At 60.8% G+C, this 25,106-nt stretch carries 25 protein-coding genes; 16 read left to right on the forward strand and 9 right to left on the reverse strand.

All coding sequences use genetic code 11. From position 1 onward, the window contains the following. The first annotated feature begins 104 nt into the window (after positions 1-104). The 6 genes from FHT82_RS01375 to FHT82_RS01400 all read left to right on the forward strand — a co-directional run bounded on the left by FHT82_RS01375 (position 105) and on the right by FHT82_RS01400 (position 8,094). The gene (locus FHT82_RS01375; RefSeq protein ID WP_183725606.1) at positions 105-989 is read left to right on the forward strand and encodes a helix-turn-helix domain-containing protein; all 885 of its coding nucleotides are present in this window, start codon (positions 105-107) and stop codon (positions 987-989) included. A gap of 162 nt (positions 990-1,151) precedes the next feature. After that, positions 1,152-3,314 (forward strand): TonB-dependent siderophore receptor, encoded by a 2,163-nt coding sequence (locus tag FHT82_RS01380; RefSeq protein ID WP_183725608.1) that lies wholly within the window; start codon positions 1,152-1,154, stop codon positions 3,312-3,314. 94 nt (positions 3,315-3,408) lie between these two features. After that, on the forward strand, positions 3,409-4,188 hold the full coding sequence (locus tag FHT82_RS01385) for an ATP-binding cassette domain-containing protein (protein ID WP_183725609.1): 780 nt from the start codon (positions 3,409-3,411) through the stop codon (positions 4,186-4,188). Between the two features lie 3 nt (positions 4,189-4,191). After that, a complete protein-coding gene (locus FHT82_RS01390; RefSeq protein ID WP_183725610.1) occupies positions 4,192-5,067 on the forward strand; it encodes an ABC transporter substrate-binding protein in 876 nt (291 codons plus the stop codon). Further along, positions 5,060-7,048 carry a Fe(3+)-hydroxamate ABC transporter permease FhuB gene (fhuB, locus tag FHT82_RS01395; protein ID WP_183727208.1) on the forward strand — a complete coding sequence of 663 codons (1,989 nt, stop codon included), beginning with the start codon at positions 5,060-5,062 and terminating at the stop codon, positions 7,046-7,048. The genes FHT82_RS01390 and fhuB overlap by 8 nt, the downstream gene beginning before the upstream one ends. Further along, positions 7,045-8,094 carry a DUF2218 domain-containing protein gene (locus FHT82_RS01400; protein WP_183725611.1) on the forward strand — a complete coding sequence of 350 codons (1,050 nt, stop codon included), beginning with the start codon at positions 7,045-7,047 and terminating at the stop codon, positions 8,092-8,094. Before fhuB ends, FHT82_RS01400 begins: the two co-directional genes overlap by 4 nt. A gap of 3 nt (positions 8,095-8,097) precedes the next feature. On the opposite strand, the gene mmsB is transcribed toward FHT82_RS01400, so the two are convergent. The 7 genes from mmsB to FHT82_RS01435 form a co-directional block, all read right to left on the reverse strand. Beyond that, the gene (gene mmsB / locus FHT82_RS01405; protein WP_183725612.1) at positions 8,098-8,979 is read right to left on the reverse strand and encodes a 3-hydroxyisobutyrate dehydrogenase; all 882 of its coding nucleotides are present in this window, start codon (positions 8,977-8,979) and stop codon (positions 8,098-8,100) included. A 9-nt stretch (positions 8,980-8,988) separates the two neighbouring features. Next, a complete protein-coding gene (locus FHT82_RS01410) occupies positions 8,989-10,584 on the reverse strand; it encodes a GMC family oxidoreductase N-terminal domain-containing protein (RefSeq protein ID WP_183725613.1) in 1,596 nt (531 codons plus the stop codon). 110 nt (positions 10,585-10,694) lie between these two features. Next, entirely contained in the window at positions 10,695-11,684 is a 990-nt protein-coding gene (locus FHT82_RS01415) for a branched-chain amino acid ABC transporter permease (protein ID WP_183725614.1), read from the reverse strand. A gap of 1 nt (position 11,685) precedes the next feature. Next, positions 11,686-12,573 carry a branched-chain amino acid ABC transporter permease gene (locus tag FHT82_RS01420; RefSeq protein ID WP_183725616.1) on the reverse strand — a complete coding sequence of 296 codons (888 nt, stop codon included), beginning with the start codon at positions 12,571-12,573 and terminating at the stop codon, positions 11,686-11,688. Between the two features lie 4 nt (positions 12,574-12,577). After that, positions 12,578-13,279, reverse strand: coding sequence for an ABC transporter ATP-binding protein (locus tag FHT82_RS01425; protein WP_183725618.1), 702 nt, complete (start codon positions 13,277-13,279; stop codon positions 12,578-12,580). Then, positions 13,279-14,064, reverse strand: coding sequence for an ABC transporter ATP-binding protein (locus FHT82_RS01430; protein ID WP_183725620.1), 786 nt, complete (start codon positions 14,062-14,064; stop codon positions 13,279-13,281). Before FHT82_RS01430 ends, FHT82_RS01425 begins: the two co-directional genes overlap by 1 nt. Positions 14,065-14,067: 3 nt before the next feature. Beyond that, complete coding sequence (locus FHT82_RS01435; RefSeq protein ID WP_183725622.1) at positions 14,068-15,279, reverse strand: ABC transporter substrate-binding protein; 1,212 nt, start codon at positions 15,277-15,279, stop codon at positions 14,068-14,070. A gap of 251 nt (positions 15,280-15,530) precedes the next feature. Between FHT82_RS01435 and FHT82_RS01440 the strand changes: the two genes are divergently transcribed. Beyond that, the gene (locus FHT82_RS01440) at positions 15,531-16,484 is read left to right on the forward strand and encodes a LysR family transcriptional regulator (protein ID WP_183725624.1); all 954 of its coding nucleotides are present in this window, start codon (positions 15,531-15,533) and stop codon (positions 16,482-16,484) included. Here FHT82_RS01440 and FHT82_RS01445 read toward each other — a convergent pair whose 3' ends face one another. Continuing rightward, complete coding sequence (locus FHT82_RS01445) at positions 16,485-16,823, reverse strand: cupin domain-containing protein (protein ID WP_183725626.1); 339 nt, start codon at positions 16,821-16,823, stop codon at positions 16,485-16,487. It lies immediately after the preceding gene. A gap of 202 nt (positions 16,824-17,025) precedes the next feature. On the opposite strand from FHT82_RS01445, the gene FHT82_RS01450 reads away from it, so the two are divergent. The 4 genes from FHT82_RS01450 (at position 17,026) to FHT82_RS01465 (ending at position 20,744) form a co-directional block, all read left to right on the forward strand. Continuing rightward, positions 17,026-18,213, forward strand: a complete 1,188-nt coding sequence (locus FHT82_RS01450; protein ID WP_183725628.1) for an acyl-CoA dehydrogenase — start codon at positions 17,026-17,028, stop codon at positions 18,211-18,213. Between the two features lie 96 nt (positions 18,214-18,309). After that, positions 18,310-18,768 carry a DUF4126 family protein gene (locus FHT82_RS01455; RefSeq protein WP_183725630.1) on the forward strand — a complete coding sequence of 153 codons (459 nt, stop codon included), beginning with the start codon at positions 18,310-18,312 and terminating at the stop codon, positions 18,766-18,768. Further along, positions 18,768-20,129, forward strand: a complete 1,362-nt coding sequence (locus tag FHT82_RS01460) for an FAD-containing oxidoreductase (RefSeq protein WP_183725631.1) — start codon at positions 18,768-18,770, stop codon at positions 20,127-20,129. The genes FHT82_RS01455 and FHT82_RS01460 overlap by 1 nt, the downstream gene beginning before the upstream one ends. Before the next feature lie 45 nt (positions 20,130-20,174). Then, positions 20,175-20,744: a DedA family protein gene (locus FHT82_RS01465; RefSeq protein WP_183725633.1), complete on the forward strand. Its 570-nt coding sequence runs from the start codon at positions 20,175-20,177 to the stop codon at positions 20,742-20,744. A gap of 7 nt (positions 20,745-20,751) precedes the next feature. Here FHT82_RS01465 and FHT82_RS01470 read toward each other — a convergent pair whose 3' ends face one another. After that, entirely contained in the window at positions 20,752-21,795 is a 1,044-nt protein-coding gene (locus FHT82_RS01470) for an NAD(P)-dependent alcohol dehydrogenase (RefSeq protein ID WP_183725635.1), read from the reverse strand. A 240-nt stretch (positions 21,796-22,035) separates the two neighbouring features. Between FHT82_RS01470 and FHT82_RS01475 the strand changes: the two genes are divergently transcribed. The 5 genes from FHT82_RS01475 (at position 22,036) to FHT82_RS01495 (ending at position 25,079) form a co-directional block, all read left to right on the forward strand. After that, on the forward strand, positions 22,036-22,236 hold the full coding sequence (locus FHT82_RS01475; RefSeq protein ID WP_183725636.1) for a hypothetical protein: 201 nt from the start codon (positions 22,036-22,038) through the stop codon (positions 22,234-22,236). 75 nt (positions 22,237-22,311) lie between these two features. Continuing rightward, positions 22,312-22,674 (forward strand): copper resistance protein CopC, encoded by a 363-nt coding sequence (locus FHT82_RS01480; protein ID WP_183725638.1) that lies wholly within the window; start codon positions 22,312-22,314, stop codon positions 22,672-22,674. A gap of 393 nt (positions 22,675-23,067) precedes the next feature. Then, positions 23,068-23,157 (forward strand): K(+)-transporting ATPase subunit F, encoded by a 90-nt coding sequence (locus FHT82_RS01485; RefSeq protein WP_007825856.1) that lies wholly within the window; start codon positions 23,068-23,070, stop codon positions 23,155-23,157. A gap of 52 nt (positions 23,158-23,209) precedes the next feature. Then, on the forward strand, positions 23,210-24,913 hold the full coding sequence (kdpA, locus tag FHT82_RS01490) for a potassium-transporting ATPase subunit KdpA (protein WP_183725640.1): 1,704 nt from the start codon (positions 23,210-23,212) through the stop codon (positions 24,911-24,913). A gap of 10 nt (positions 24,914-24,923) precedes the next feature. Further along, positions 24,924-25,079, forward strand: coding sequence for a hypothetical protein (locus tag FHT82_RS01495; RefSeq protein ID WP_183725642.1), 156 nt, complete (start codon positions 24,924-24,926; stop codon positions 25,077-25,079). The last annotated feature ends 27 nt before the right edge of the window (positions 25,080-25,106 follow it).

A 25,106-nucleotide genomic window follows, 5' to 3' on the forward strand; every position in this document is an offset into this window, starting at 1 on the left:
GCACAGCGAATCCGGGTGATTGTCATACCGCTCTGCCTCCTGTATTAAACTTGAGTTTCATACGAAGGTTTATTCTGGCCATCTGGCCGGAGGCGGAAGTGGGAATGACATTTCAACCGCGCATGCAGAACAAGATTCACGGTTTTTCCGTCACCAAAGGCGTCAATCGCCGGGTGTGGAACGGCATCGTGGCCGATGTCTGGGATGTCGAATGCGCCTCCCATTGCGGCGGCTACTACGTATCGCAAGACCCGCGGCTTTTCATCCTCCTCGAAAAGCGCGGGCCTGGCAATTCGCGGGTGAAGCTCTCGCCGCGTGCCCATGGCACAGTGCAGGACACCGAAAAACGGCCGATCTCCTATGTTCCGGCCGACATGGAGGTCTGGGCCGATCTGGTGGACGTGCATTCCGTGCGCCATCTCGACATCCATTTCGATGTCGAGACCATCAGCCGAAGGCTCGGCGACGAGCTCGATCCGCAGCGCCTCGCCAATGCGCAACTGCAGTTTTCCGACGAGCGCGTGCTGTCGCTTGCCCAGTTGATCGCCGCCGAATGCGCTAATCCGCAGCCGCTCCATGATCTCTATGGCGACGGCCTGGCGCTCTCCCTCATCATCGATGTGTTGAAGCTCACTCAGGTACAGCCGCGCAAGCGCAGCAAGCTTGCCGCCTGGCAATTGCGCCGTGCCATCGAATTCATCGAGGAAAATTGCCTGCGCAATATCCGCCTCGAAGAAGTGGCGGCGGTCACCGGCCTGTCGCAATCGCATTTCAGTCACGCCTTCAAGGCGTCCACCGGCGTGGCACCGCATCAATACCAGACCAACGCTCGCCTCGAGCGCGCAAAACATCTGCTGGTCGGGAGCGAATATCCTCTGACGACCATCGCGGTGGAAACCGGCTTTGCCGATCAGGCCCATTTCACCCGCGTCTTCCGCAAGAATTTGGGTACCACGCCGGCGAACTGGAAGAAGGCGCAGATTGCCTAATTGCAACACGTCTGAACGTTTGCTCACAGCACGGAAAATTACCCAAGAACGTTCAATTTCCACCCGATCGCGACAATCCGGCCAATTAAAATTGAGTTAAACACTCGACTTATTCAAGGCCATACCGTGGCAAGCGAGGCCGCGGCACGAGTGGGGTAAATCATGCGAGCGCAGACCAAAGGGCTCATCTTCAGGGCATATCTACTGGCAGGAACGGCATTCGCCGGCAACATGGCGGTCTCTTCCGCCCTTGCTCAAGATGCCAATCCGACACAATTGGCGCCGATCGTCATCCAGGGCGGTGATGACAGCGCCACCGGTCCGGTCAAAGGTTATGTCGCGAAGAACTCGTCTGTCGGATCCAAGAGCGATACGCCGATCAACGAAATCCCGCAGTCGGTTTCCGTCATCGGCAGGCAGGAAATGGATGATCACGGCATCACCAACAAAGTCGACGAAGCACTCCTCTACACACCTGGCGTCACAACCCAGCCCTTCGGCAATGATCCCGATACCGACTGGTTCTATATCCGCGGCTTCAACGCCACCCAGACCGGCGTCTTTTTCGACAACCTGAACCTCTTCAGCTACGGCTTCGGCGGTTTCCAGATCGATCCGTTCATGCTGGAGCGTGTCGAGGTTCTGAAGGGGCCGGCCTCGGTTCTTTACGGCGGCGCCAATCCCGGCGGCATCATCAATCTCGTACGCAAGCGCCCGCTCGACGAGCCGCTTTATTACACCGATATCGGCATCAACAGTAACGGCAACGCCTTTACCGGCTTCGATATCTCCGACAAGGTCGGCTCCAGCGATACGATGACCTACCGGATCACCGGCAAGGTCTCCGGCGGCGACAACTACTCCGATTTCTCTCATGATTTCCGCGGCTTCATCATGCCGCAGCTGAGGGTCGCCCCTGACGATGCGACGAACCTCACCGTCTGGGGTTATCTCGCAGGCCTCGATCAGGTCCACACCGGCAACGGCTTCTTCCCCTATGAGGGCACGGTCGTGGACGCGCCCTTCGGCAAGATCCCGCGCGACGCCTTCTACGGCGAGCCTGATATCGACGACGGCAGCTATGTGCAGAAGATGGTCGGCTACGAATTCGAGCACGAATTCGACAACGGCGTGAAATTCACCTCGAACTTCCGTTATGGCCGCCTGGATAAACATGAGCAGGGTCCGTACCTCAACGGCTATGTGGGTGGCGTCCCAACAGCTCCAGATTACGCCCTTGCCCGTATCGGTTTCGAAGGTCGGTCCGGCGTCGATTCCGTTGGCATCGACAACCGCGTAGAGGGCGAGGCCGAATTCGGTGGCGCGACGCATAACCTGCTCGCTGGTATCGACTACAAATATTACCGTCTGGACAACTGGCAGGCTTGCTGCGGCTCGAACCCGATCAGCGCGACCGACCCGGTCTATGGCACGCCGCAGCGCGCCAACTTCGTTTACGCTGACGGCATCGTGACCATGAAGCAGATCGGCATTTACGCTCAGGACCAGATCCATTTCGGCGACGGCTGGCTTCTGACACTGAATGGCCGCTATGACCATGTCGATATCGATTCCGATGCCGCGATCGGCACGAGCTACAGCTTCGACGACGGCGCGGCCAGCGGTCGTGCCGGCCTCGCCTACGAGTTCGACAACGGCCTGACCCCCTATGTCAGCGTGGCAAGCTTCTTCAACCCGTTGATCGGCACCGGCATTTCTGGCCCCCTCAAGCCTGAAGAAGGCTATCAGATCGAAGGCGGTGTCAAATATGAGCCGACCTTCTTCGATGGCGTGATCACAGCCTCCGTGTTCCAGATCGACAAGCGGAACAATGCCGTGACCAATCCGATCACCTTCGAACAGAGCCAGCTCGGCAAGGTACGTTCGCGCGGCTTCGAACTCGAAAGCAAGGTCAACGTCAACGACAACTGGAAAGTCACTGCGGGTCTCGACTATACCGACATGGAAGTGTTGGAAAACGCGGCCAACCCGCTTCTCGTCGGCAAATCCCCCTATATCACACCGAAGGTCAAGGCTTCGCTCTGGGTTGACTACCTGGTCACGACGGGTGCGCTGGAAGGTCTCAGCCTTGGCGCCGGCGTTCGGCATCAAGGTTGGTCATGGGCGGATGAACAGAATACCGAAAAGGTGCCATCGGCGACGGTTTTCGATGCAGCTATCCGCTACGAGAAGGAAAACTGGGCCGCATCGCTCAATGTCGCCAACCTCTTCGACAAGGAATATGTGTCGAGCTGCCAAGGCCTTACGGTCTGCGGTTATGGCGATGCACGCACGGTCACTTTCAAGCTCAGCAAGAAATGGTAAGTTGACAAATAGAGTTTAGTTTTTCAGGAAGCTGCGATAAAGGGAGGGTTAGGGTTTCTCCCAAACCCTTTTGCAGCCAAGCCGGAGTTTCCTCGTGTCCACGCCCTTCCTGACCCTTACCGGGATCGATTATGCCATCGGCACCAGACCCATCCTCAATGGCATTGATCTGACGCTCGAGGCTGGCCGCATCTACGGCCTGGTCGGCCCGAACGGTTCCGGCAAGAGCACGCTCCTGAAGATCATCGCGCGACAGATTGCCCCAAAGAGCGGTGCGATCGCCTTCGACGGCAAAGCTGCCGCCAACTGGGGCAGCCGCGCCTTCGCCCGCCATGTCGCTTATATGCCGCAGTTCACGCCGGCGACCGACGGCATGACCGTGCGGGAACTGGTGGCCCTTGGCCGTTTCCCTTGGCATGGCACGCTTGGCCGCTTCAGCGCCACAGACCGTGAGATGGTCGAGGAAGCGATTGTCCGCACGGAGCTTGAGGATTTCGCTGATCGTCTTGTCGCCAGCATGTCCGGCGGCGAGCGTCAGCGCGCCTGGATCGCCATGATGCTTGCACAGAACGCCCGCTGCCTGTTGCTTGATGAGCCGACCTCGGCGCTCGACCTCGCGCATCAGGCAAGCGTCCTGTCGCTGGTGCAGGAGCTCAGCCACGAGCGCGGCCTCACCGTCATCATCGTCCTGCACGACATCAATCTCGCGGCGCGCTATTGCGATGCCATCATAGCCCTCAATCGCGGCCAGATCACCGCCGAAGGTGCGCCGGCCGATATCATGCAGGCCGATAAGCTCCAGTCGATCTTCGGCGTCGGCATGGGCGTCTTCCCGCATCCGGTTCGCAACGAGCCGGTCAGCTACCTGTTGTAGGCCATGGCATCTTTCTCCCGCAGGCGTTTTCTAGCCGGCGCCGCAGCCACGCTGTCGGCTCCCGCGCTTCTGCGGGCAGCCGACAGCCCGCGCGTCGCGACCCTCGACTGGGCCTTGCTCGAAACCCTACTGGCGATCAGCGCCAATGTGGTCGCCGGAACGGAGCTGCGGCAGTTCCGTAAGGTGGCGGTCACGCCTGTCGTTCCCGGCGGCGTCACCGATCTCGGCCTGCGCGGCACGCCGAATTTCGAGGTGCTGCGCTTCGCTCGCCCGGAGCTGATCCTCAATTCGAATTTCTACGCCTGGGCGGATGCTCGCATGCAGCCGATCGCCCCTGTCGAAAGCCATGCGATCTACAGGCCCGGTGAAAGCCCCTATGCGCTGGCAGAACAGACAACACTCGCCATCGGCGAGCAGCTGCAGCTTGCTGCTGCAAGACAGCTTACCGAAAAGCTCTCCACCAAACTTGAGCGTTACAAGACGGCTTTTGCTGGGGGCGATGGCAGGCCGGTCATCCCGATTAATCTCGGCGATGCCAGGCATTTCCGCGTCTTCGGTTCCGACAGCATGTTCGGCGAGGTGCTGAAGCGTGTCGGCCTAACCAATGCCTGGCAGGGAGCGACCAGCTATTCGGCGGCCGCTCCCGTTGGCATCGAAACATTGGCCTCGATGCCGGACGCCTGGATCGTCATGATCCCGCCCCATCCGGCCGATGCAATCGAGGAACTTTCGACCAGCGCTTTCTGGAACGCATTGCCTGCCGTGCGCGAGAAGCGCGTGCTGACGCTCGGCTCCATCAATCCCTATGGTGCGCTCCCGGCTGCCATGCGCTTTGCCGATCTTCTGCAGGAGGGTCTTGACGATGCATGGAATGGTTAGTCTCGCCAGGCCCGCCCGCAACCTCGACATTCCGTTTGCCGCTGTCGCGCTGCCGGTGCTTTGCATCACTGCCTTCGCGCTACTGATCGCAACACGCCCGCAGGTTCCCGGCGACATCGCTCAAGCCGCCGTGCTTGATGGCGTTCTGCTCTGGAACAGCATCATGCCGCGCGCCGTACTGGCGCTGATTGCCGGTGCCGCCCTTGGCCTTTCCGGCACGCTGTTGCAGCGGGTATTGCGCAATCCGATCGCCGACGCCTCAACGCTCGGCATTGCCTCGGGCGCGGAACTGGCGATGACGGCAGCGCTCAGCTTCTCGCCGCTGCTGCCAGGTTTGTCGCGAGAGATCATCGCCTTTGGCGGTGGGCTCGGCGCCGTCGCGATCGTGCTCGCTTTAAGCTGGCGGCGCGGGCTCGATCCGGTCACCGTCGCACTCTCGGGCATGATCGTCAGCATGATCGCCGCCGCGCTGAGCGTCACACTCATCCTGGCGCGCGGCGAATATGCGATGTCGATCTATATCTGGGGCGCCGGTTCGCTGAGCCAGCAGGATTGGAACGGCGTGCTTTCGCTTGGTCCCCGCCTTGTCCTCGGCTTTGCCGCCGCCCTGATCCTGGTGCGGCCGTTGCGCATTCTGACGCTGGATGACAGCAGCGCCAGGAGCCTCGGCCTTGCATTGCATTCTGCCCGCTTCGCCATCCTTGCGCTCGCGATCTGGCTCGCTGCTTCGGTCACGGCAGAGGTCGGCATCATAGGTTTCGTCTGTTTGGCAGCGCCGGCAATCGCCAGGCTTCTCGGCGCACGCAGCACCGGAAGCCTGATGATCGCGGCACCGCTGACCGGCGCCGGTCTGCTTTTCCTCACCGACTGCCTGACCCAGATCCTCGGCCCCGGCTTCACAGATCTGGCGCCAACAGGGGCTGCGACAGCCTTGCTCGGCGGCCCATTGCTGATTTTCCTGCTGCCGCGCGTGCATTCCGTCGCGGCCACGCCGGCCCAATCGACGCGGCCGCTCACGAGACTATCAAAGCCGCTTGTTGCCCTTGCCGTGCTCTGCGCCGCGGCTGTGCTGCTCTTCGTCGCCTTCCTCACGCTCGGCCCGGCCGATGACGGTTGGCATCTCGCGTCCGGCACCCTCTTCACCGGCCTCCTGCCCTTTCGTCTGCCACGCATCATCGTCGCGGCCGGCGCCGGCGGCATGCTGGCCGCAGCCGGCTTCATCATGCAGCGGATGACCGGCAATCCGATCGCAAGTCCCGAAGTTCTCGGCATCAGCAGCGGCGCCGGGGCTGGGTTGACCGTGGCTCTCTTCTTGTTCGGCTTCCCCTCACCCGCCATCATGCTGCTCGCCATGGCACTTGGCGCGCTCGCCGCATTCGGGGCGATGATCGCCATTTCCGCCCGCACCCAATTCTCGCCGGAACGCATGCTGCTTGCCGGCGTCGGCATCGGCGCCTTCGCCATGGCGATCGTCACCATGGTGCTCGCTCAAGGCGATATGCGCGGATACATCCTGCTGACCTGGCTCTCCGGCTCGACCAATCGCGCCGGCGCTTTTGAAGCTTGGACGGCAATCGTCTCACTTGCCATCCTCGTCGCGCCGCTGCCCTTTCTCGGCCGCTGGCTGACGATGCTGCCGCTCGGCGGCAATTCCAGCCGGTCTCTCGGTCTTCGCGTCGGCGCAAGCCGCCTGACACTTGCCATTCTCGCCGCGCTGATGACGGCAATCGCTTCATTCCTCGTCGGGCCGCTCAGCCTGGCCGGGCTCATCGCCCCGCACCTTGCGCGGCTTGCCGGCTTCCACCGGCCGGGCCACCAGCTTGCAGCAAGCGTGCTCTTTGGCGTTGGCGTGCTGATGACAGCCGACTGGCTCTCGCGTGTCGTTATCTACCCTTATCAGGTGCCGGTCGGCCTCTTCGCGGCCTTGATCGGCGGTCCCTATCTCATCTGGTTGCTTTCGCGAAAGGACATCAAACGATGATGGCTGCACCTTTTACCGCATCCGGCATCGCAATTGCCGTCGATCCCGTCAGGATGCTCGACGAGCTTTGCGCTCATTTTGTCGAACACAGCACCGTCAGGCGCGATGGCGACCAGGTGACCTTGGAGATGATGATCGGCAAGGCCGATATCCGCCATGAAGGTCGCTCGCTAGCAATCGAGCTCTCCTGCAAAAGTGCGCGCGCACTTCAAAATGTCCGCTCAGTGCTTGCCGAGCACCTCTTCCAGTTTGCCGGCGATGACACGTTGGAGCTCACATGGTCGGACGCGCCGAAAGCCGGCCGGCTGCCGGACCTGCGAGAAATCCGCGTCATCGGCGCCCGCAATATCAGCCCACACATGCGCCGGGTAACCGTTGCCTGTGACGACACCAAGCATTTCGCTCATGGCGGACTGCATTTCCGCCTGCTCATCCCACCGAAGGGTCGCGTGCCTGTCTGGCCGAAACTGCGTGCGGACGGGCGTATCGAATGGGCGAAAGACGAGGACGCGTTGACAGTGCGCATCTACACGTTCCGCAGCATCGATCTGGAACGCGGCGAGATCGACATCGATTTCGTGCTGCATGAGGGTGAAAACATGCCCGGCGCGGAATGGGCGGTGAATGCGAAGCCCGGTGATATCGCCGGTGCACTCGGTCCCGGCGGAGGCGGGGTGCCCGATGCCACATCAATAATCCTCGCCGGCGACGAGACGGCCCTGCCCGCAATCTCGCGCATTGCCGCTGAAGTGTCCGAGGGGACACACCTGCGTATCTTCCTTGAGATCGACGGCCCTACGGAAGAGCTTCCACTGCCTTCCGCCGGCACGGTCGAGCTCACCTGGATGCATCGCAACGGTGCGCCAGCCGGCACGATGGGTTTCGTCGAAAGCGCCATCAAGAATGCGCTGGCAACCGCCGATGCCGAGACCTTCGTCTGGGCCGGCTGCGAGCGATCCGAGGCCAAGCGGATCCGCGACTTTCTCAAGACCGAACGTGGTCATGACCGCCACAAAATGAGCATCGGCGCCTACTGGGAGTGCTAAAGCTCACATCTTTTCGCGGAACATTTCGATAATGGCGGAGAAATCCTTGCCGCCGTTGCCGAGCTTTTCGAAGAGCGCGTAAAGCTGCGCGGCTTCTGCACCAAGTGGTGTAGACGCGCCGCTCGCAAGTGCTGCCTCCTGCGACAGCCTGAGATCCTTCAGCATCAGGGCTGCCGCAAAACCCGGCTTGTAATCATTGTTGGCCGGCGAAGTCGGAACCGGTCCTGGCACCGGGCAATAGGTATTGATCGACCAGCACTGGCCGGATGAAGTGGAGGCTACATCGAAGAGCGCCTGATGCGAGAGGCCGAGCTTTTCGGCCAGCACGAAGGCCTCGCAGACGCCGACCATCGAAATGCCGAGGATCATGTTGTTGCAGATCTTCGCAGCCTGACCAGCGCCTGCCTCACCGCAATGGACGATCTTCTTGCCCATGGCCTCGAGGATCGGCTTCGCCTTGGCGAAGGCTTCGTCGGACCCACCGGCCATGAAGGTCAGCGTGCCGGCGCTTGCCCCGCCCGTGCCGCCGGAAACCGGTGCATCCAGCGACAGGCAGCTTGCGGCCTTCGCCATCTCATGCGCCTTGCGGCTGCTTTCGACATCAATCGTCGAGCAGTCAACAACAAGCGTACCCTGCGCAGTCGACTGCAGAATATCGGTCCAGGCCGTCAGCACGTGCTTGCCCTGCGGCAGCATGGTGATGACGATGTCCGCGTCCTTGACCGCCTGGCTGGCATGGCTTGCCGGCTTCACGCCGCTTTCCTCGGCCGCCTTCAGCACGGGAGCGGCCAGGTCGAAGCCCAGCACCTCGTGACCGGCCTTGACGAGATTGGCGGCCATCGGCCCGCCCATATTGCCGAGGCCGATGAATGCGATCCTTGCCATGGTCATCTCCTATCTGTTGTCCTCGAGGATCATGGCCGCTGCCTTTTCGGCGATCATGATCGTCGGCGAATTGGTATTGCCCGAGGTGATGGCGGGCATCACCGAGGCATCCGCGATCCTGAGCTTGGCGAGCGCCCGCAGCCTGAGCCGCGGATCGACCACGCTGTCCCTGTCCACACCCATGCGGCAGGTACCGACGGGATGGAAGATCGTCGTGCCGATATCGCCCGCCGCCTTCTCCAGTTCCGCCTCGCTCTGATAGCTCGATCCCGGCTTGAATTCCTCCGGATGGAAGCGGGCAAAGGAAGGCTGCGCCACGATCCGGCGCGTCAGCTTTATTGAACGAACAGCTATGTCGCGATCGCGCTGCGTCGAGAGGTATTTTGGCGCGATGACGGGCTGGGCAGCAAAATCCGGGCTGGAAACATGCACTGAACCGCGGCTTTCCGGCCGGAGATTGCAGACACTCGCCGTGATCGCCGGAAAGGGGTGGACGGGATCTCCGAACCTGTCCAGCGATACCGGCTGCACGTGATACTGCAGATCAGGCGTTTCCTTGTCGGGACCGGAACGGGTGAAGATGCCGAGCTGGCTCGGCGCCATAGCCATAGGGCCGGTGCGGTGCAGGAGATATTCAAGCCCGATCGCCGCCTTGCCGATCAGCTTGGACGCCTTTTCGTTGAGCGTCGGCACGCCGGTGACTTTGTAGGCAAGCCGAAGCTGCAGGTGGTCCTGCAGGTTTTCGCCGACGCCCTTCACGTCAGTCACCACATCGATGCCCGCCTGCTGCAGTACCTCGCCACGACCGACGCCTGACAGTTCCAGAATATGCGGCGAACCGATGGAGCCGGCCGACAACACGGTTTCCTTCGCGGCATAGGCCCGCTTTGCCGTGCCACCGTGTTGAAACTCGACACCGACGACAGCGCCCTCCTCGACCAACAGCCGCCGCACCTGCGCCTTGGTCATGACCGTCAGATTGCCGCGCTTCATGGCCGGGCGCAGGAAGGCCTTCGTCGCATTCCAACGGATTCCGGAGCGTTGGTTCACATCGAAATAGCCGGAACCCTCATTGCTGCCGCGGTTGAAGTCAGCCGTTTCGGGAATCCCGGCCTCTCTTGCGGCCTGCTGGAAGGCATCGAGCACGTCCCAGCGCACTCGTGCTTTCTCCACGCGCCATTCGCCGCCGGCGCCGTGCATCTCATCCTCGCCCTTATAGTGATCTTCCGACTTGCGGAAGAAGGGCAGCACGTCATCCCAGCCCCAGCCGGTGCAGCCCATCTGCCGCCAGAGGTCGTAATCGCGCGCCTGGCCGCGCATGTAGATCATGCCGTTGATCGAGGAGCAGCCGCCAAGCACCTTGCCGCGCGGGTAATTCAGCGCCCGTCCGTTCAGCCCGTCCTCGGGGGCTGTCGTAAAACACCAGTCGGTGCGCGGATTGTTGATGCAGTAGAGATAACCGACGGGAATATGGATCCAGTGGTAGTTGTCGTTGCCGCCCGCCTCCAGCAGCAGAACCCTGGTGTTGCGGTCGGCCGACAGCCGGTTTGCGAGCACGCAGCCGGCGCTGCCTGCCCCGATGATGATATAGTCGTAGCGATCCATGGATCGTGCACTCCGAAATGGCTGCGTCCCGCCTCCCCGGGGCCGGGGAGGCGGGATTTCGCGCCGCCGCTGCACATCTTCTCCCGTTGCAGGAAAAGCGGTCCGCCCATTCAGCGGCGATAGACAAAGCCCAGTTTACGCCCGAGCCGAGAGGCGTAGAATTCACCGATAATGCCGCGACGGAAGATCAGCACGCAGATCATGAAGACCACACCGGTAATGATGGTCACCGGAAATTCCGAGGTGGCGAGATAATTCTGCAGTGTCACGACCAGACCGGCGCCGAAGACCGGGCCGATCAGCGTGCCGATGCCGCCAAGCAGCGTCATCAGGATCACCTCGCCAGACATCTGCCAGGCGACATCCGTCAGCGTCGCAAACTGGAAAACCAGCGCCTTGACCGATCCGGCAAGCCCGGCAAGCGCCGCGGACATGACGAAGGCGCCGAGCTTGTAGCGCGCCACGGAATAGCCGAGCGAGACCGCCCTTTGCTCGTTCTCGCGGATCGATTTCAGGATCATGCCGAAGGGTGAGTTGATGAAGCGCCAGATGATCAGCAGGCCGATCAGAAATACCGCCAGCACGAAATAATACATGTTGGTCGAACTGTTGAGATCGATGAAACTGAGGAGATGGCCGCGCGGCACGGACTGAATGCCATCCTCGCCCTCGGTGAATTCCGCCTGCAGACAGAAGAAGAAGAACATCTGCGACAGCGACAGCGTGATCATCGCGAAATAGATGCCCTGCCGGCGGATCGCGAAGAAGCCCATGACGAGGCCGAGAAGTGCTGCCCCGAGAACGCCAACGAGAATTCCGAGCTCCGGCGGAAAGCCCCAAGACTTCACCGTATAGGCAGTGAAATAAGCGGCCCCCCCGAAGAAGGTCGCATGGCCGAAGGAGAGCAGACCGGTATAGCCGAGCAGCAGGTTGAAGGCACAGGCAAAGAGCGCGAAGCATAAGAGCTTCATCAGGAAGATCGGGTAGAAGAAGAAGGGGGCAAGCAGCAGAAGCAGCAGCCCGATGATCAGGAACCCGGTCTGCACCGACATCGCGGTGCGGCTCTTTTCCGTGCGGATCGTTTCGGTGATGTCAGCCATGTCACGCATCCCGGCCGAAGAGGCCCGCGGGCCTGATGAGAAGCACGATCGCCATGATGACGAAGATGACGATATTGGAGGCTTCCGGATAGAAGACCTTGGTCAGACCTTCCGCGATACCGAGTACATAGCCGGTGACGATTGCCCCCATGATCGAGCCCATGCCGCCGACGACGACCACCGCAAAGACGACGATGATCATGTTCGAGCCCATCAGCGGCGACACCTGATAGATGGGTGCTGCCAATACACCGGCAAAAGCGGCAAGGCCGGCACCGAGCGCATAGGTGAAGGTCAAGAGAACCGGCACATTGACACCGAAGGCCTGGACGAGAGTGGCATTTTCCGTTGCAGAACGCAGATAGGCGCCAAGCTTGGTCTTTTCGATCAGCAGCCATGTGCCGATGCAGACGACGAGCGAAACAACCACCACCCAGCCGCGATAGATCGGCAGGAACATGAAGCCGAGATTCACGCCGCCGGCTAGCGCCGGTGGCGTCGCATAGGGTTGGCCGGATGAGCCGTAGAGATAACGGAACGTCCCTTCGACGGAGAGCGCCAGCCCGAAGGTGAAGAGCAGGCCGTAAAGCGGATCGAGATCATAGAGGCGACGAAGGAAGAGCCGCTCGATAACGGCGCCGGCAAGCCCGACGATGACCGGCGCCAGGATCAGCGACGGCCAGTAACCTATACCGAGATAATTCAAGAGCAGATAGGCGACGAAAGCGCCGAGCATATACTGGGCGCCGTGCGCGAAGTTGATGACGCGCAGAAGACCGAAAATGATCGCAAGACCGAGGCTCAGCAGCGCATAGAAGGACCCGTTGATCAGGCCAATCAGCAGCTGGCCGAACAGCGCCTGTAGGGGGATGCCGAAGATCATCGTCATCGCGTCACACTCCCAGAACCTTGTGCAGCGTATCCATGCGCTGTGGCAGTTCGCCGACAGGGAATTCCGAGACCATCTGCCCATGATCCATCAGATAGAAGCGATCGGCAATACGGCTCGCGAAGCGAAAATTCTGCTCGACCAGCACGATTGTCATGCCGCGCTCCTTCAGCGTTTTCAGAACTTCGCCGATGCGCTGCACTATAACGGGTGCCAGCCCCTCCGTCGGCTCATCGAGCAGCAACAGGCGCACGCCGGTGCGCAGAATGCGGGCGATCGCCAGCATCTGCTGCTCGCCGCCGGAGAGCTTGGTACCGGAACTCGTGCGCCGCTCGTAGAGGTTCGGGAAAAGCTCGTAGATTTCATCCAGGCTCATGCCGCCTGGCGCCACGGCGGGCGGCAGCAGCAGGTTTTCCGAAACCGTCAGCGTCGAAAAAATGCCGCGCTCCTCGGGAACGAAGCCGATGCCTTTGTGCGCCGTCTTGTGCAGTGGCACCTGCATCATGTCCGTGCCGGCAAAGCTGATCTTTCCCTTTCGGGCACGCACAATGCCGGTGATGGTGCGCAAAGTCGTCGTCTTGCCGACGCCATTGCGGCCGAGAATGGTGATCATCTCGCCCTCGCCGACCGTCATGTCGATGCCGTGAAGGATGTGACTTTCGCCATACCAGGCATTGAGGCCCTGGACTTCGAGAAGCGGTGGCATCAGTGGTGCTCCTCCGTACCCATATAGGCCTGGCGCACACGCTCGTCCCGGCTGACGGTCGCATAGTCCCCCTCGGCGAGGATTTCGCCACGCTGCAGCACGGTGACATGCTGGCAGATATTGGCAACGACGGAGAGATTGTGCTCGACCATCAGAACCGCACGATCGCGTGCAACATCACGGATGATGGCGGAGACGACGCTGACATCCTCCTGCCCCATGCCGGCCATCGGCTCATCGAGCAGCAGCACCTTCGGATCGAGCGCCAGCGTGGTGGCAATCTCAAGCACACGCTTGCGGCCATAGGACAGATCGACGGCGATATGATCGCGCTCCTTGGAAAGTCCGACGCTGGCAAGCAATTGCTCGGCCCGCTCATTCAGGCTGTCGAGCGCCGAAAGCGGCCGCCAGAATTGCGTGGAAAGATTGTTCGGCCGCTGCAGGGCGACCCGCACATTGTCGAGCACCGTAAGGTGCGGAAAGACCGCCGAGATCTGGAAGGAGCGGACGAGGCCCATGCGCGCCACCCTGTCCGGCGGCGTCCTGGTGATGTCAGTGCCCATCAGGGTAATCGTGCCCGATGTCGGCTGCAGGAACTTGGTAAGCAGATTGAACACCGTCGTCTTGCCGGCGCCATTCGGCCCGATCAGCGCATGGACGCTCGCATCATGCACATCGAGATCGACATTCTTGACGGCCGTAAAGCCGCCGAAATCGCGCTGCAGGCCGCGGGCGGAAAGCACCACCCGCGGCTTGGCCTGAGTTTCATTTGCGGAAACCGCCATCGTTCACTTCACCAGATCGCAGCCGCTCTTGGCGGGGTCGATATAGGCTTCCTTGCCTGGGATGGTGGCGAGAACGTTGAAATAGTCCCACGGCTCCTTGCTTTCCGAGGGCTTCTTGACCTGCAGCAGGTACATGTCATGGATCATGCGGCCGTTCGGGCCAACCGTGCCGCCACGGCCGAAGACGTCGTCGACAGGCATTTCGTGAAGCTGCTTGGCAACGGCGTCCGTCTCGTCCATGCCAGCCTTCTGAATCGCCTTCAGATATTGCAGAACGGCCGAATAGGTGCCGGTGTGGACCATGTTCGGCATCTTACCGGTGCGGGCGAAGAACTTCTTGGCGAATTCCCGGCTCTGGTCATCGCGGTTCCAGTAATAGCCTTCCGTCAGTGTCAGTCCCTGCGCGGCCTCCATGCCGAGGCCATGGACTTCGGCAAGCGTGAAAAGCAGCGCCGCCAGATGCTGGCCGCCCTGAGTGATGCCGAATTCTGCGGCCTGCTTGATGGCGTTCGACGTATCAAGGCCGGCATTGGCAAGGCCGATGACCTTGGCGCCTGATGATTGCGCCTGCAGCAGGAAGGACGAGAAGTCCTGTGTCGACAGGGGATGGCGCACCGACCCGACGACCGTGCCGCCGCTCGCCTTCACATAATCGGTAGTCTGCTGTTCCAGCGAATAGCCGAAGGCATAGTCCGCCGTCAGAAAGAACCAACTATCACCGCCCTGTTTGACCAGTGCACCCCCGGTGCCGACGGCCAGAGCATGGGTGTCATAGGCCCAATGGAAGCCATAGGGCGAGCAGGCCTTGCCGGTGAGATCGGTTGTCGCAGCACCGGTAACGATATCGATCTTCTTCTTTTCCTTGCCGATAGCCTGCACGGCAAGCGCCACCGAAGAGGTCGTCAGCTCCATGATGGCATCGACCTGTTCGGTGTCATACCACTGGCGCGCGATGTTGGAGGCGATATCAGGCTTGTTCTGATGGTCGGCATCGACGATCTCGACCGGCATGTCGAGTACTTTGCCGCCGAAATCCTCGACCGCCATCTTCGCAGCCTCGACAGAGGACTTGCCACCGAAGTCGGCATAGACGCCCGACTGGTCGTTCAGAATACCGATCTTGACCTTTCCATCGGAAATGGCTGCGCTCTGGGCAAACACGGCAGTGCTGCTTGCAAGCAAAAATGCAACGGACGCAATGAAATTCTTTCGCATAGTCTCTCCTCCCAGAGATTGGCCAGATTGCGAATCTGTTCAAATTTGGCGACCCGCCCTCCTCAAAGCGGCCACTCCGCCCTTACGATCACGGAATTTCCTCCATGAGGCAACTGGCGGTTTACATCTAATTCCAAACAGTATCTGTTCGTTTTTGAACAGAACCCGTCACAAGCCGCTCCGGCGACAGTCGCAGCGCGCTCCTTGACGGGCGGCATTAGACCAAAGACGTAGACGGATAGGCGACGCCGATGAGCCACGCTTCGCAATTTACCTGGGACGATCTGCAGTTTTTTCTAGCCGTTGCGCGCACCGGTCAACTTTCGACGGCGGCGCGGCAGTTGCGCTCCAGCCATGCGACCGTCTCGCGACGCATCGACAGGCTGGAATTTGCGCTGAAAGTGAAGCTTTTCGAGCGAAATCCGCGCGGCTACGTGCTGACCGCCATGGGCGCGCGCTTTGTCGAAACCGCCGAGAAGATGGAGCAGGAGACGGAGCGCCTGCGAGCCGATCTTTCCGATGGCTCGCTAAGCCAGCGCGGACTCGTGCGGCTGAGCGCGCCGGAAGGCTTTGCCAACTTCTTCTTTGCGACGGTGCTGCCACAATTTGCCGCGCGCCATCCACATCTCGCGCTGGAACTCGTCACCATTCAGCAGATCATGTCGCTGTCGCGCAAGGAGGCGGATATTTCCGTTGTGCTCGACGAGCCGAAGGGCGGGCCTTATTTTGCGGAGAAACTCACGGATTACCATCTGCAGGTCTACGCTTCACGCGACTATCTGGCGCGCGCCGAGCCGATAAGCACGCGCGAAGACCTGCTGAAACATCCTTTCATCAGTTATATCGAGGAAATGATCTTCGCGCCGGGACTGGATTATCTCGGCGACGTGCATCCGCGCATCAAGCCGCAATTCCAGAGTTCAAGCATCTTCGCGCAGCTGACGGCCACCAGAAACGGCCTCGGCCTCGGCATCCTGCCCTATTTCTTCGCCTGCCGTTATCCTGAGCTTGTGCGCGTGCTGCCCGACGAAATCGACCTCAAGCGCCACTACTGGATCACCTGCCATCGGGATCTCAAGCAGGCACCGCGCGTGCGCGCCGTCATCGACTTTCTGCGGGAAACCGTTCGCAGCGAGGATGCCGGTTTCATCCCGCCTTTTATCAGCGTGTCAGGCGCGATACGGAAGGCGAAGGCCGAAACCTGACTATTTCAGGAATTCGGCGCGGTGCGGGGTGAAGGTGTCGATCAGCCGGCCCTTTTCCAGCGCCTTGACGCCGTGGACGAGATTGGGCGGAACGATGAAACTGCCGCCCTGCTTCAGCACTTCGGTGCGGCCGTCGATCGTTACCTCGAAGCTGCCTTCGGCAACATAGCTTGCCTGGATATGCGGGTGAAAATGCGCAGCCCCCACGGCGCCCGGCTCAAAGGCGACTTCCACCATCATCATCTCGGGCAGATAGGTCATGATACGACGGGTCACACCTGGCTCGGGGTTCACCCACTCGGCGCTCTCGGCCGATACGAAAAGATCGCTTGATGACATGTCTGCCTCCTCACTCCAGAATTCACCTGGCCAGAATCTATCTAGCGAGAATCCGTCGCGCGCAAACTGGCGCACCGGCCGTCATTTGAAAAGATGACTTGCGCATCTTTGGTGCAATAGTCGCTTCTGTTGACGCCGTCAGCCGGCAGGTCTATGGCGACCTTAAATCAGGCATGCCTGAACACTGGCGAGGAGACTGGACATGCAGCATACGCGCGAGGTTTTCGACTGGGCCGATCCCTTCCGGCTCGTGGAGCAACTGACCGATGAAGAGCGCATGGTGCAGGATACCGCCCATTCCTATGCGCAGGAGAAGCTCGCGCCCCGCGTTCTCGAAGCCTTTCGCCACGAGAAGACCGATCCGGAAATTTTCCGCGAGATGGGTGAACTCGGGCTGCTCGGCCCAACGATCGATCCGGAATATGGCGGCGCCGGTCTCGGCTATGTCGCCTATGGCCTGATCGCCCGCGAGGTGGAGCGCGTCGACAGCGGTTACCGCTCGATGATGAGCGTGCAATCCTCGCTCGTCATGGTGCCGATCGACGCCTTCGGCTCCGAAGAACAGAAGAAGAAATACTTGCCGAAGCTTGCGACCGGCGAATGGATCGGATGTTTCGGACTGACCGAACCCAATCACGGCTCCGATCCCGGTTCCATGGCGACGCGGGCGAAGAAAGTCGACGGCGGCTATAGCCTGACCGGCTCCAAGACCTGGATTTCGAATGCGCCGATCGCCGATATCTTCGTCGTATGGGCCAAGACCGAGGACGGCCTCATCCGCGGCTTCATCCTGGAAAAGGGCTGGAAGGGTCTCTCTGCCCCGAAGATCCAGGGCAAGGTCGGGCTCCGCGCCTCCATCACGGGCGAAGTCGTGATGGACAACGTCTTCGTGCCGGAAGAGAACCTGCTACCGAAAGTCACCGGCCTCAAGGGTCCTTTCACCTGCCTCAACTCCGCCCGTTTCGGCATTGCCTGGGGGGCGCTCGGTGCAGCCGAGGCCTGCTATGCCATGGCCCGGCAATATACGCTCGACCGCAAGCAGTTCGACCGTCCGCTTGCCGCCAACCAGTTGATCCAAAAAAAGCTTGCCGACATGGCGACTGAGATCTCGCTCGGGCTTCAAGGATGTTTGCGGCTCGGCCGCATGAAGGAAGAGGGTCATCCGCCGGTCGAATTGACCTCGATCCTGAAGCGCAATTCCTGCGGCAAGGCGCTGGATATCGCCCGCGCAGCCCGCGACATGCTGGGCGGCAACGGTATTTCGGATGAGTTCGGCGTTGCCCGTCACCTCGTCAATCTCGAAGTGGTCAACACCTATGAGGGAACGCATGACATCCATGCGCTGATCCTTGGCCGCGCCATCACCGGCATTGCAGCCTTTTCCAACTGAATCTGCCGCGGATAAGGCGAATTGCAACGGAGTTAACAATGTGCAACTTTTCCTCTACCGCGGCAGGCAAGCCGGCGGCTCAAGAGGGATTGGCCTATGTTTCTGCTGCTCGCACTCCTGATCGGCATCGTTGCCGGTCTTCGCGCCATGACTGCACCGGCCGCCGTCGCCTGGGGCGCAGCACTCGGCTGGTACGATCTTTCTCAGACGCCGCTTGCTTTCATGGGCTACCGGTGGACGCCATGGATCTTCACGTTACTGGCTGTCGTTGAGCTCATCACCGACCAGTTGCCCACCACGCCGTCACGCAAGGTGCCGATCCAGTTCGGCGCCCGCATCGTCATGGGTGCGCTTAGCGGCGCCGTGATCGGCGCGGCCAGCAGCTTGCTCTTCGGAGGCCTGATTGCCGGCGTCATCGGGGCCATCATCGGCACGCTTGGCGGGGCTGCCGTACGCGGCAGGCTCGCAGCCTCGTTCGGCCAGGATCGCCCGGCAGCCTTGATCGAAGACGCCGTCGCCATCATCGGCGCCATCATCATCGTGGCAGCGGTCTGATGAAGACCTTCGACGCAATCTTCATCGGCGCCGGCCAGGCTGGCCCGTTTCTCGCCGCCCGCATGGCGGAAAAAGGCATGAAGGTGGCGCTGATCGAACGCAAGTTCCTCGGCGGCACCTGCGTCAATGCCGGCTGCATGCCGACGAAGACGCTGGTGGCAAGTGCGCGCGCCGCCCAGGTGGCGCGACGCGCCGCCGAATACGGCGTGCAGATTCCGGGCGAGATCGGCATCGACATGAAGATCGTGCGCGGTCGCGCAGAGACGATCATCATGAATGCCCGCAATGGGCTAGCCGGCTGGTTCGACGGCATGAAAACCATGACGGTCATCTACGGTCATGCCCGCTTCACGTCTCCCAAGGAAGTCGCCGTCAACGGCGAGACGCTGACGGCGCCGAATATCTTCCTCAATGTCGGCGCGCGGCCGACGGTTCCCGACATGCCGGGCCTTGCCGATATCGATTATCTCACCAGCACCGGCATCATCCATCTCGACAGCCTGCCCAAACATCTCGCCATCATCGGCGGCAGCTATATCGGCCTGGAATTTGCGCAGATGTATCGGCGCTTCGGCTCGGGAGTAACGGTGATCGAGCGCGGCCCGAAGCTCGCGTCGCGCGAGGATGAGGATATTTCCGACGCGATCGCCGATATCCTCAGATCCGAGGGGATAAAGATCCATACTGACGTCAAGAACATCCGCTTCGCAAAGAGTGCTGATGGCGCGGCCGTCACGATCGACTCTGAGACGATCGAGGCAAGCCATGTGCTTATCGCCACCGGTCGCACGCCGAATACCGACGATCTCGGCCTCGATGCCGCGGGTGTGGCCACCGACAAGCGCGGCTACATCACCGTCGATGACCGACTTTCCACCAATGTGGACGGCATCTGGGCGCTTGGTGACTGCAACGGCCACGGCGCTTTCACCCACACGTCCTACAATGACTTCGAGATCGCAGCCGCCAACCTGCTCGACGGCGAAGATCGCAAGCTTTCAAGCCGCATTCTTGCCTACGCCCTTTATATCGACCCACCGCTCGGCCGTGTCGGCATGACTGAGAAGCAAGCGCGCGCCTCGGGCCGTAAGGTCACGGTCTCCACGCGGCCGATGAGCCGGGTGGGCCGCGCCAGCGAACGCGGCGAAACCAAGGGTTTCATGAAGGTGATCGCCGATGCCGGAACCAAAGAAATCCTGGGGGCGGCGATCCTTGGTATCGAAGGCGACGAGGCAATCCACGGCTTCATCGACGCCATGAACGCCGGCACGACCTATCCCGTATTGCGATGGTCCGTGCCGATCCACCCGACGGTGTCGGAATTGATTCCGACGTTGCTCGGAGATTTGAAGGCTGTCTGATCTGCACCGCCGACAGATGCATCGCAATCAGCCGGAGGCCGGCCATTGAATATCGAACTGCTGATCGAGAATTACGGCCTCCCGGCGATCTTTCTCGGCACCGCTTTCGAGGGTGAGACAGCAGCCTTTCTGGGCGGCGTCATCGCGCACAGAGGCCTTCTGACATATTGGGCTGCCTCGATGGCGGCTTCGGCGGGATCCTTTGCTGGCGATCAGATGTGGTTCTTCGCCGGGCGTTACGCTGCCCAATGGAGCTTCGTTCGCCGCCTGATGGAAACGCCGGCGCTGGCGAGGGTAACGCAACTTCTGGAAAAATACCCGACGGGTTTCATCTTCGCGTTCCGCTTCCTGGTGGGATTGCGAACGATCAGCCCCATCGTCATCGGCACGACACGCATATCGACGCAGAAATTCCTCGTCATCAACCTGCTGGCGGCGCTGGTCTGGGGCCAGCTTTTTACCGCCCTCGGCTATGCCTTCGGACATGGAGTAGAACAGATGCTCGGCCGCCTTCCGCTACACAACCATCTGCTCATTGCGCTTACCGCCGCGGCCATCATCGCGGGCGCGGCGCTGCTGCTTCACAGGATGAAACCCGGCATAAGGCACCCGTAAGGGCGCCTTATGCCATGACGATCTGCAGTTTGACGTCTGTCGGACGTGCTTCGACCGCACGATCGAATGCCTTGATCGAATCCTCGAAGGTAAAGGTCTCTGATATCAGCGGCTTCAGGTCGACGCGGCCCGATCCGAGAAGGGCGATCGAGCGCTCGTACTGGTGCGCATAGCGGAACACCGTCTCAATGCGGATTTCCTTAGTGGAAGCCGTAGAGACGTCGAAGCCAACAGGATTGACCGGCAGGCCGACGACGACAATGACGCCGCCCGGACGTGGCAGGGCCATGATCGTCTCCCAGGCCTTCGGTGAACCCGAGCATTCGAACACGACATCGGCACCCCAGCCATCGGTCAGCCGGCTGACTTCTTCGGCCAGGTTCTTCTCGCGGATATTGACCGGAATGACGCCCTGATACTGTGCGGCAATATCGAGCTTCGGCTGGGCGAGATCGGCAACGATCGCGCGCGCGCAGCCGCCGGCAAGGGCGGCAATCGCCACCATGGTGCCGATCGGTCCGGCACCGAGAACGACGGCCGTATCGCCGGGCGTGATCTTCGCCTTGGTCGCCGCCTGCATGCCGACCGCGAAAGGCTCGACCATCGCGCCCTCGGCGAAACTGACATTGTCGGGCAGCTTGAACGTGTAGTTGGCGGGATGCACGACTTCAGGCGTCAGCACGCCATGGATCGGCGGAGTCGCCCAGAAGGTGACGGCCGGGTCGATATTGTACATGCCGAGACGGCTTGCCTTGGAATTGGGATCGGGAATGCCTGGTTCCATGCAGACGCGATCACCGATCTTCAGATGCGTTACACCCGCGCCGACTTCGACCACCGTGCCTGCCGCTTCGTGGCCGAGCACCATTGGCTCGTTGACGATGAACGGGCCGATCTTGCCGTGCGTGTAATAGTGCACGTCGGAGCCGCAGACGCCGACGGTATGGATCTTGATCTTCACCTGCCCCGGTCCCGTCTCCAGAGGCAGATCAATATCGCGAAGCGCAAGCTCATGCTGGCGCTCCAGTACCAGAGCACGGACTTTGGTCATGATCGGTTTCCTTCCCTATGGCTCCCACGATTCATGGGGCGCCGTTGCGGCGACTATAAGACCGTAAGGCGCACCAATTCAATCATATCCGGCAGGCTTTTGCTCAATGCGTGACAAAATGCTCACATACCAATCACCCGAAAGATAAGTACTCCCTAGACGTCCGTATGATTCCGGAAAGACCCGGCGAGGACTACACTTGTCCCTAACCACCACGATAACGTGGGAAGGAGAAAAGCGATGAAGCACGACAACGATAACGTCGGCAGGAACCCAGCTTCCAACTCGCGGATCACAAAACAGCTCCGCGAATTCTGGCACAGCCTGGTGGATGAGGCCATCGCCGTACTCCGGCAAGGCCGCCAACCGCAACCGCTGCTTCAGCCGGTGCGGGTTATTGCGCAGGCGCGGGATCGAAATCGCCCCCAGCAGCGTTATTAGGCATGCACCGGCATGGCGTGGCGGAGGCATGACGCCTCCGACACCATGCGGATCGGCAATTTAAGGAAGACCGTCATGAAATCGATTGTGTCATTCTGCCTGTTCGCATCCCTTCTCCTGGCCGCAAACGAGGCGTTTGCGGCGATCGAGGAAGCATCGCTTCCGCCGGCACAGCAGGAAGAAAAGCTGGTGCCGGCCAACCTCGAACTCACCTTTACCGGACCAGTCGATCTCGCCCACTCGACGGCTATCCTGCTGGATGAGCAGGGTACGGCGCTGCCCACGGGCAAACCATTCCTCTCCGGCCCTGAAGGATCCGTCTTCAAGATCCCGCTCGATCCCGCCATGGCGCCCGGCTTCTACACGCTCAACTGGCGTGTCCTCTCGATGGACGGCCGCAGCGCCGAAGGGCAGTACCAGTTCAAGGTCGACCCTTAAGCTCTCCGACATTGCACCATCTGATATCGCGCCGTGCCTCGAGGCACGGCGTTTTGTTCGTATCGACCTGCCGATGGCGCCACAATTCCGACTTCGGGCGCATAAAGGCATTTATAAGATTTTTATATTGATGCCTCTTGCCCAATCTCGAACCTTTATGCGCTTCGGTCTCATATTAATGTCCGAGAGATCGCAAAGATCATCTCCACGCCAGAAAGCATAAAAGGTGCCGCTTCCACTGAGCCGGCACCCTTTGTCTTGTCTGACTCCAAGAATAACAAACCGGAGTCAAGATCGATGATGGATATAATTCTACTCGGCACTGCAGTCATATTCTTCGGGCTTTGCTTTGCCTATACGCGCGCCTGTGACAGGCTTTGACAGGAGAAAACGATGACCCTCGATTATGTCTTGAGCGGTGCCGTGACCGTGTTTCTCACCGTCTACCTCACCTACGCTCTCATCCGCCCAGAACGTTTCTGACAAAACCGGCGCTTCTCATTCGGAAGCAGCCGGGTACTGAAAGTTTCCTCCCATGACCCTCAACGGATGGCTTCAGATCCTGCTTTACTGCGGGATCGTCCTCGTGCTCGTCAAACCGCTCGGCGGTTACATGACGCGTGTCTTCAGCGGCGAGCGCACATTCCTTTCACCGGTCCTCGTTCCGATCGAACGGGGACTTTACGCCGTTGCCGGCACCAGCGAGCGCGAAGATCAGCACTGGACCTCCTATGCCTTCGCCATGCTGATGTTCAATCTGCTTGGCGTCGTCGTGCTTTACGCGCTGATGCGTCTGCAAGGCGCGCTGCCCTATAACCCGGCCGGCATGGCCGCAGTGCCCGAAGAGCTTTCGTTCAATACCGCCGTCAGCTTTGTCACCAATACGAATTGGCAGAATTACGGCGGCGAAAGCACGATGTCCTACCTGGTGCAGATGATGGGCCTGACGGTTCAGAACTTCGTCTCGGCTGCGACCGGGATGGCGATTGCCGTTGCCTTCATCCGCGCCTTCTCGCGCGCATCGGGCAAGGCGATCGGCAATTTCTGGGTCGATATGATCCGTGCAACGCTCTACATCCTGCTGCCGATCTGCATTGTGCTGACGCTTGCCTATGTTTGGCTTGGTGTGCCCCAGACGCTCGGCCCCTATGTCGATGCGACGACGCTCGAAGGCGCCAAGCAGACGATCGCCGTCGGCCCTGTCGCCTCGCAGCTTGCCATCAAGATGCTCGGCACCAATGGCGGCGGCTTCTTCAATGTCAACTCCGCCCATCCCTTCGAAAACCCGAACGCGATCTCGAACCTCATCCAGATGGTCTCGATCTTTGCGATCGGCGCGGCACTGACCAATGTCTTCGGCCGCATGGTCGGCAATCAGCGTCAGGGCTGGGCGATCCTGGCTGCGATGGGCGTCCTCTTCATCGTCGGCGTCGGCATCACCTATTGGGCAGAAGCTGCCGGCAACCCGCTGATGCATGCCTTCGGCCTTGAGGGCGGCAACATGGAAGGCAAGGAAGTGCGCTTCGGCGTCGCCATGTCCTCGCTGTTTGCGGTCATCACCACGGCTGCTTCCTGCGGCGCGGTCAATGCCATGCACGGCTCGTTCACTGCGCTCGGCGGCCTGATCCCGCTCATCAACATGCAGCTTGGCGAAATCATCGTCGGCGGTGTCGGCGCCGGCTTCTACGGCATTCTGCTCTTCATCATCGTCGCCGTCTTCGTGGCGGGTCTGATGGTCGGCCGCACGCCGGAATATCTCGGCAAAAAGATCGAGGCGAAGGAAATGAAGATGGCTGTTCTCGCCATCCTCTGCCTGCCGCTTGCCATGCTGGTCTTCACTGCCATTGCCACCGTGATGCCTTCGGCTGTCGCCTCCGTCGGCACGGCCGGCCCGCACGGCTTCTCCGAAATCCTGTATGCCTACACGTCGGGCGCGGCGAATAACGGTTCGGCTTTCGGCGGCCTGACGGGCAACACGCCCTGGTACAACATCTCGCTCGGCATCGATATGCTGATGGGTCGTTTCCTTGTGATCATTCCCGCACTTGCCATTGCCGGCTCACTGGTTGCGAAGAAGACGGTTCCGGCCTCGGCAGGCACTTTCCCGACGGACGGCCCGCTCTTCGTCGGCCTGCTCGTCGGCACGATCCTAATCGTTGGCGGCCTTACCTTCATGCCGGCGCTGGCTCTTGGTCCGGTCGTCGAGCATCTCGTTGGCCTTGCGGGCCAAACATTCTGAGGGCTCAGCCATGCTCGTGCGCCACAGGCTCCGAAAAGCCTTCCATCCACGTCCCGGTCTGCCGGGGCGTGGAGCCCAGCGGATGCCGCGCGCCTCCGACATCATCCTGGTGATGATGGCAGGCCTGCTCGTCGTCGTCTGCGCCATCAGAATTTTACAGGGCTGACCGGATGTCCGGTTCGCCGTCCTCGTT

Source organism: Rhizobium sp. BK275, from assembly GCF_014193555.1.
GTDB lineage: Bacteria > Pseudomonadota > Alphaproteobacteria > Rhizobiales > Rhizobiaceae > Rhizobium.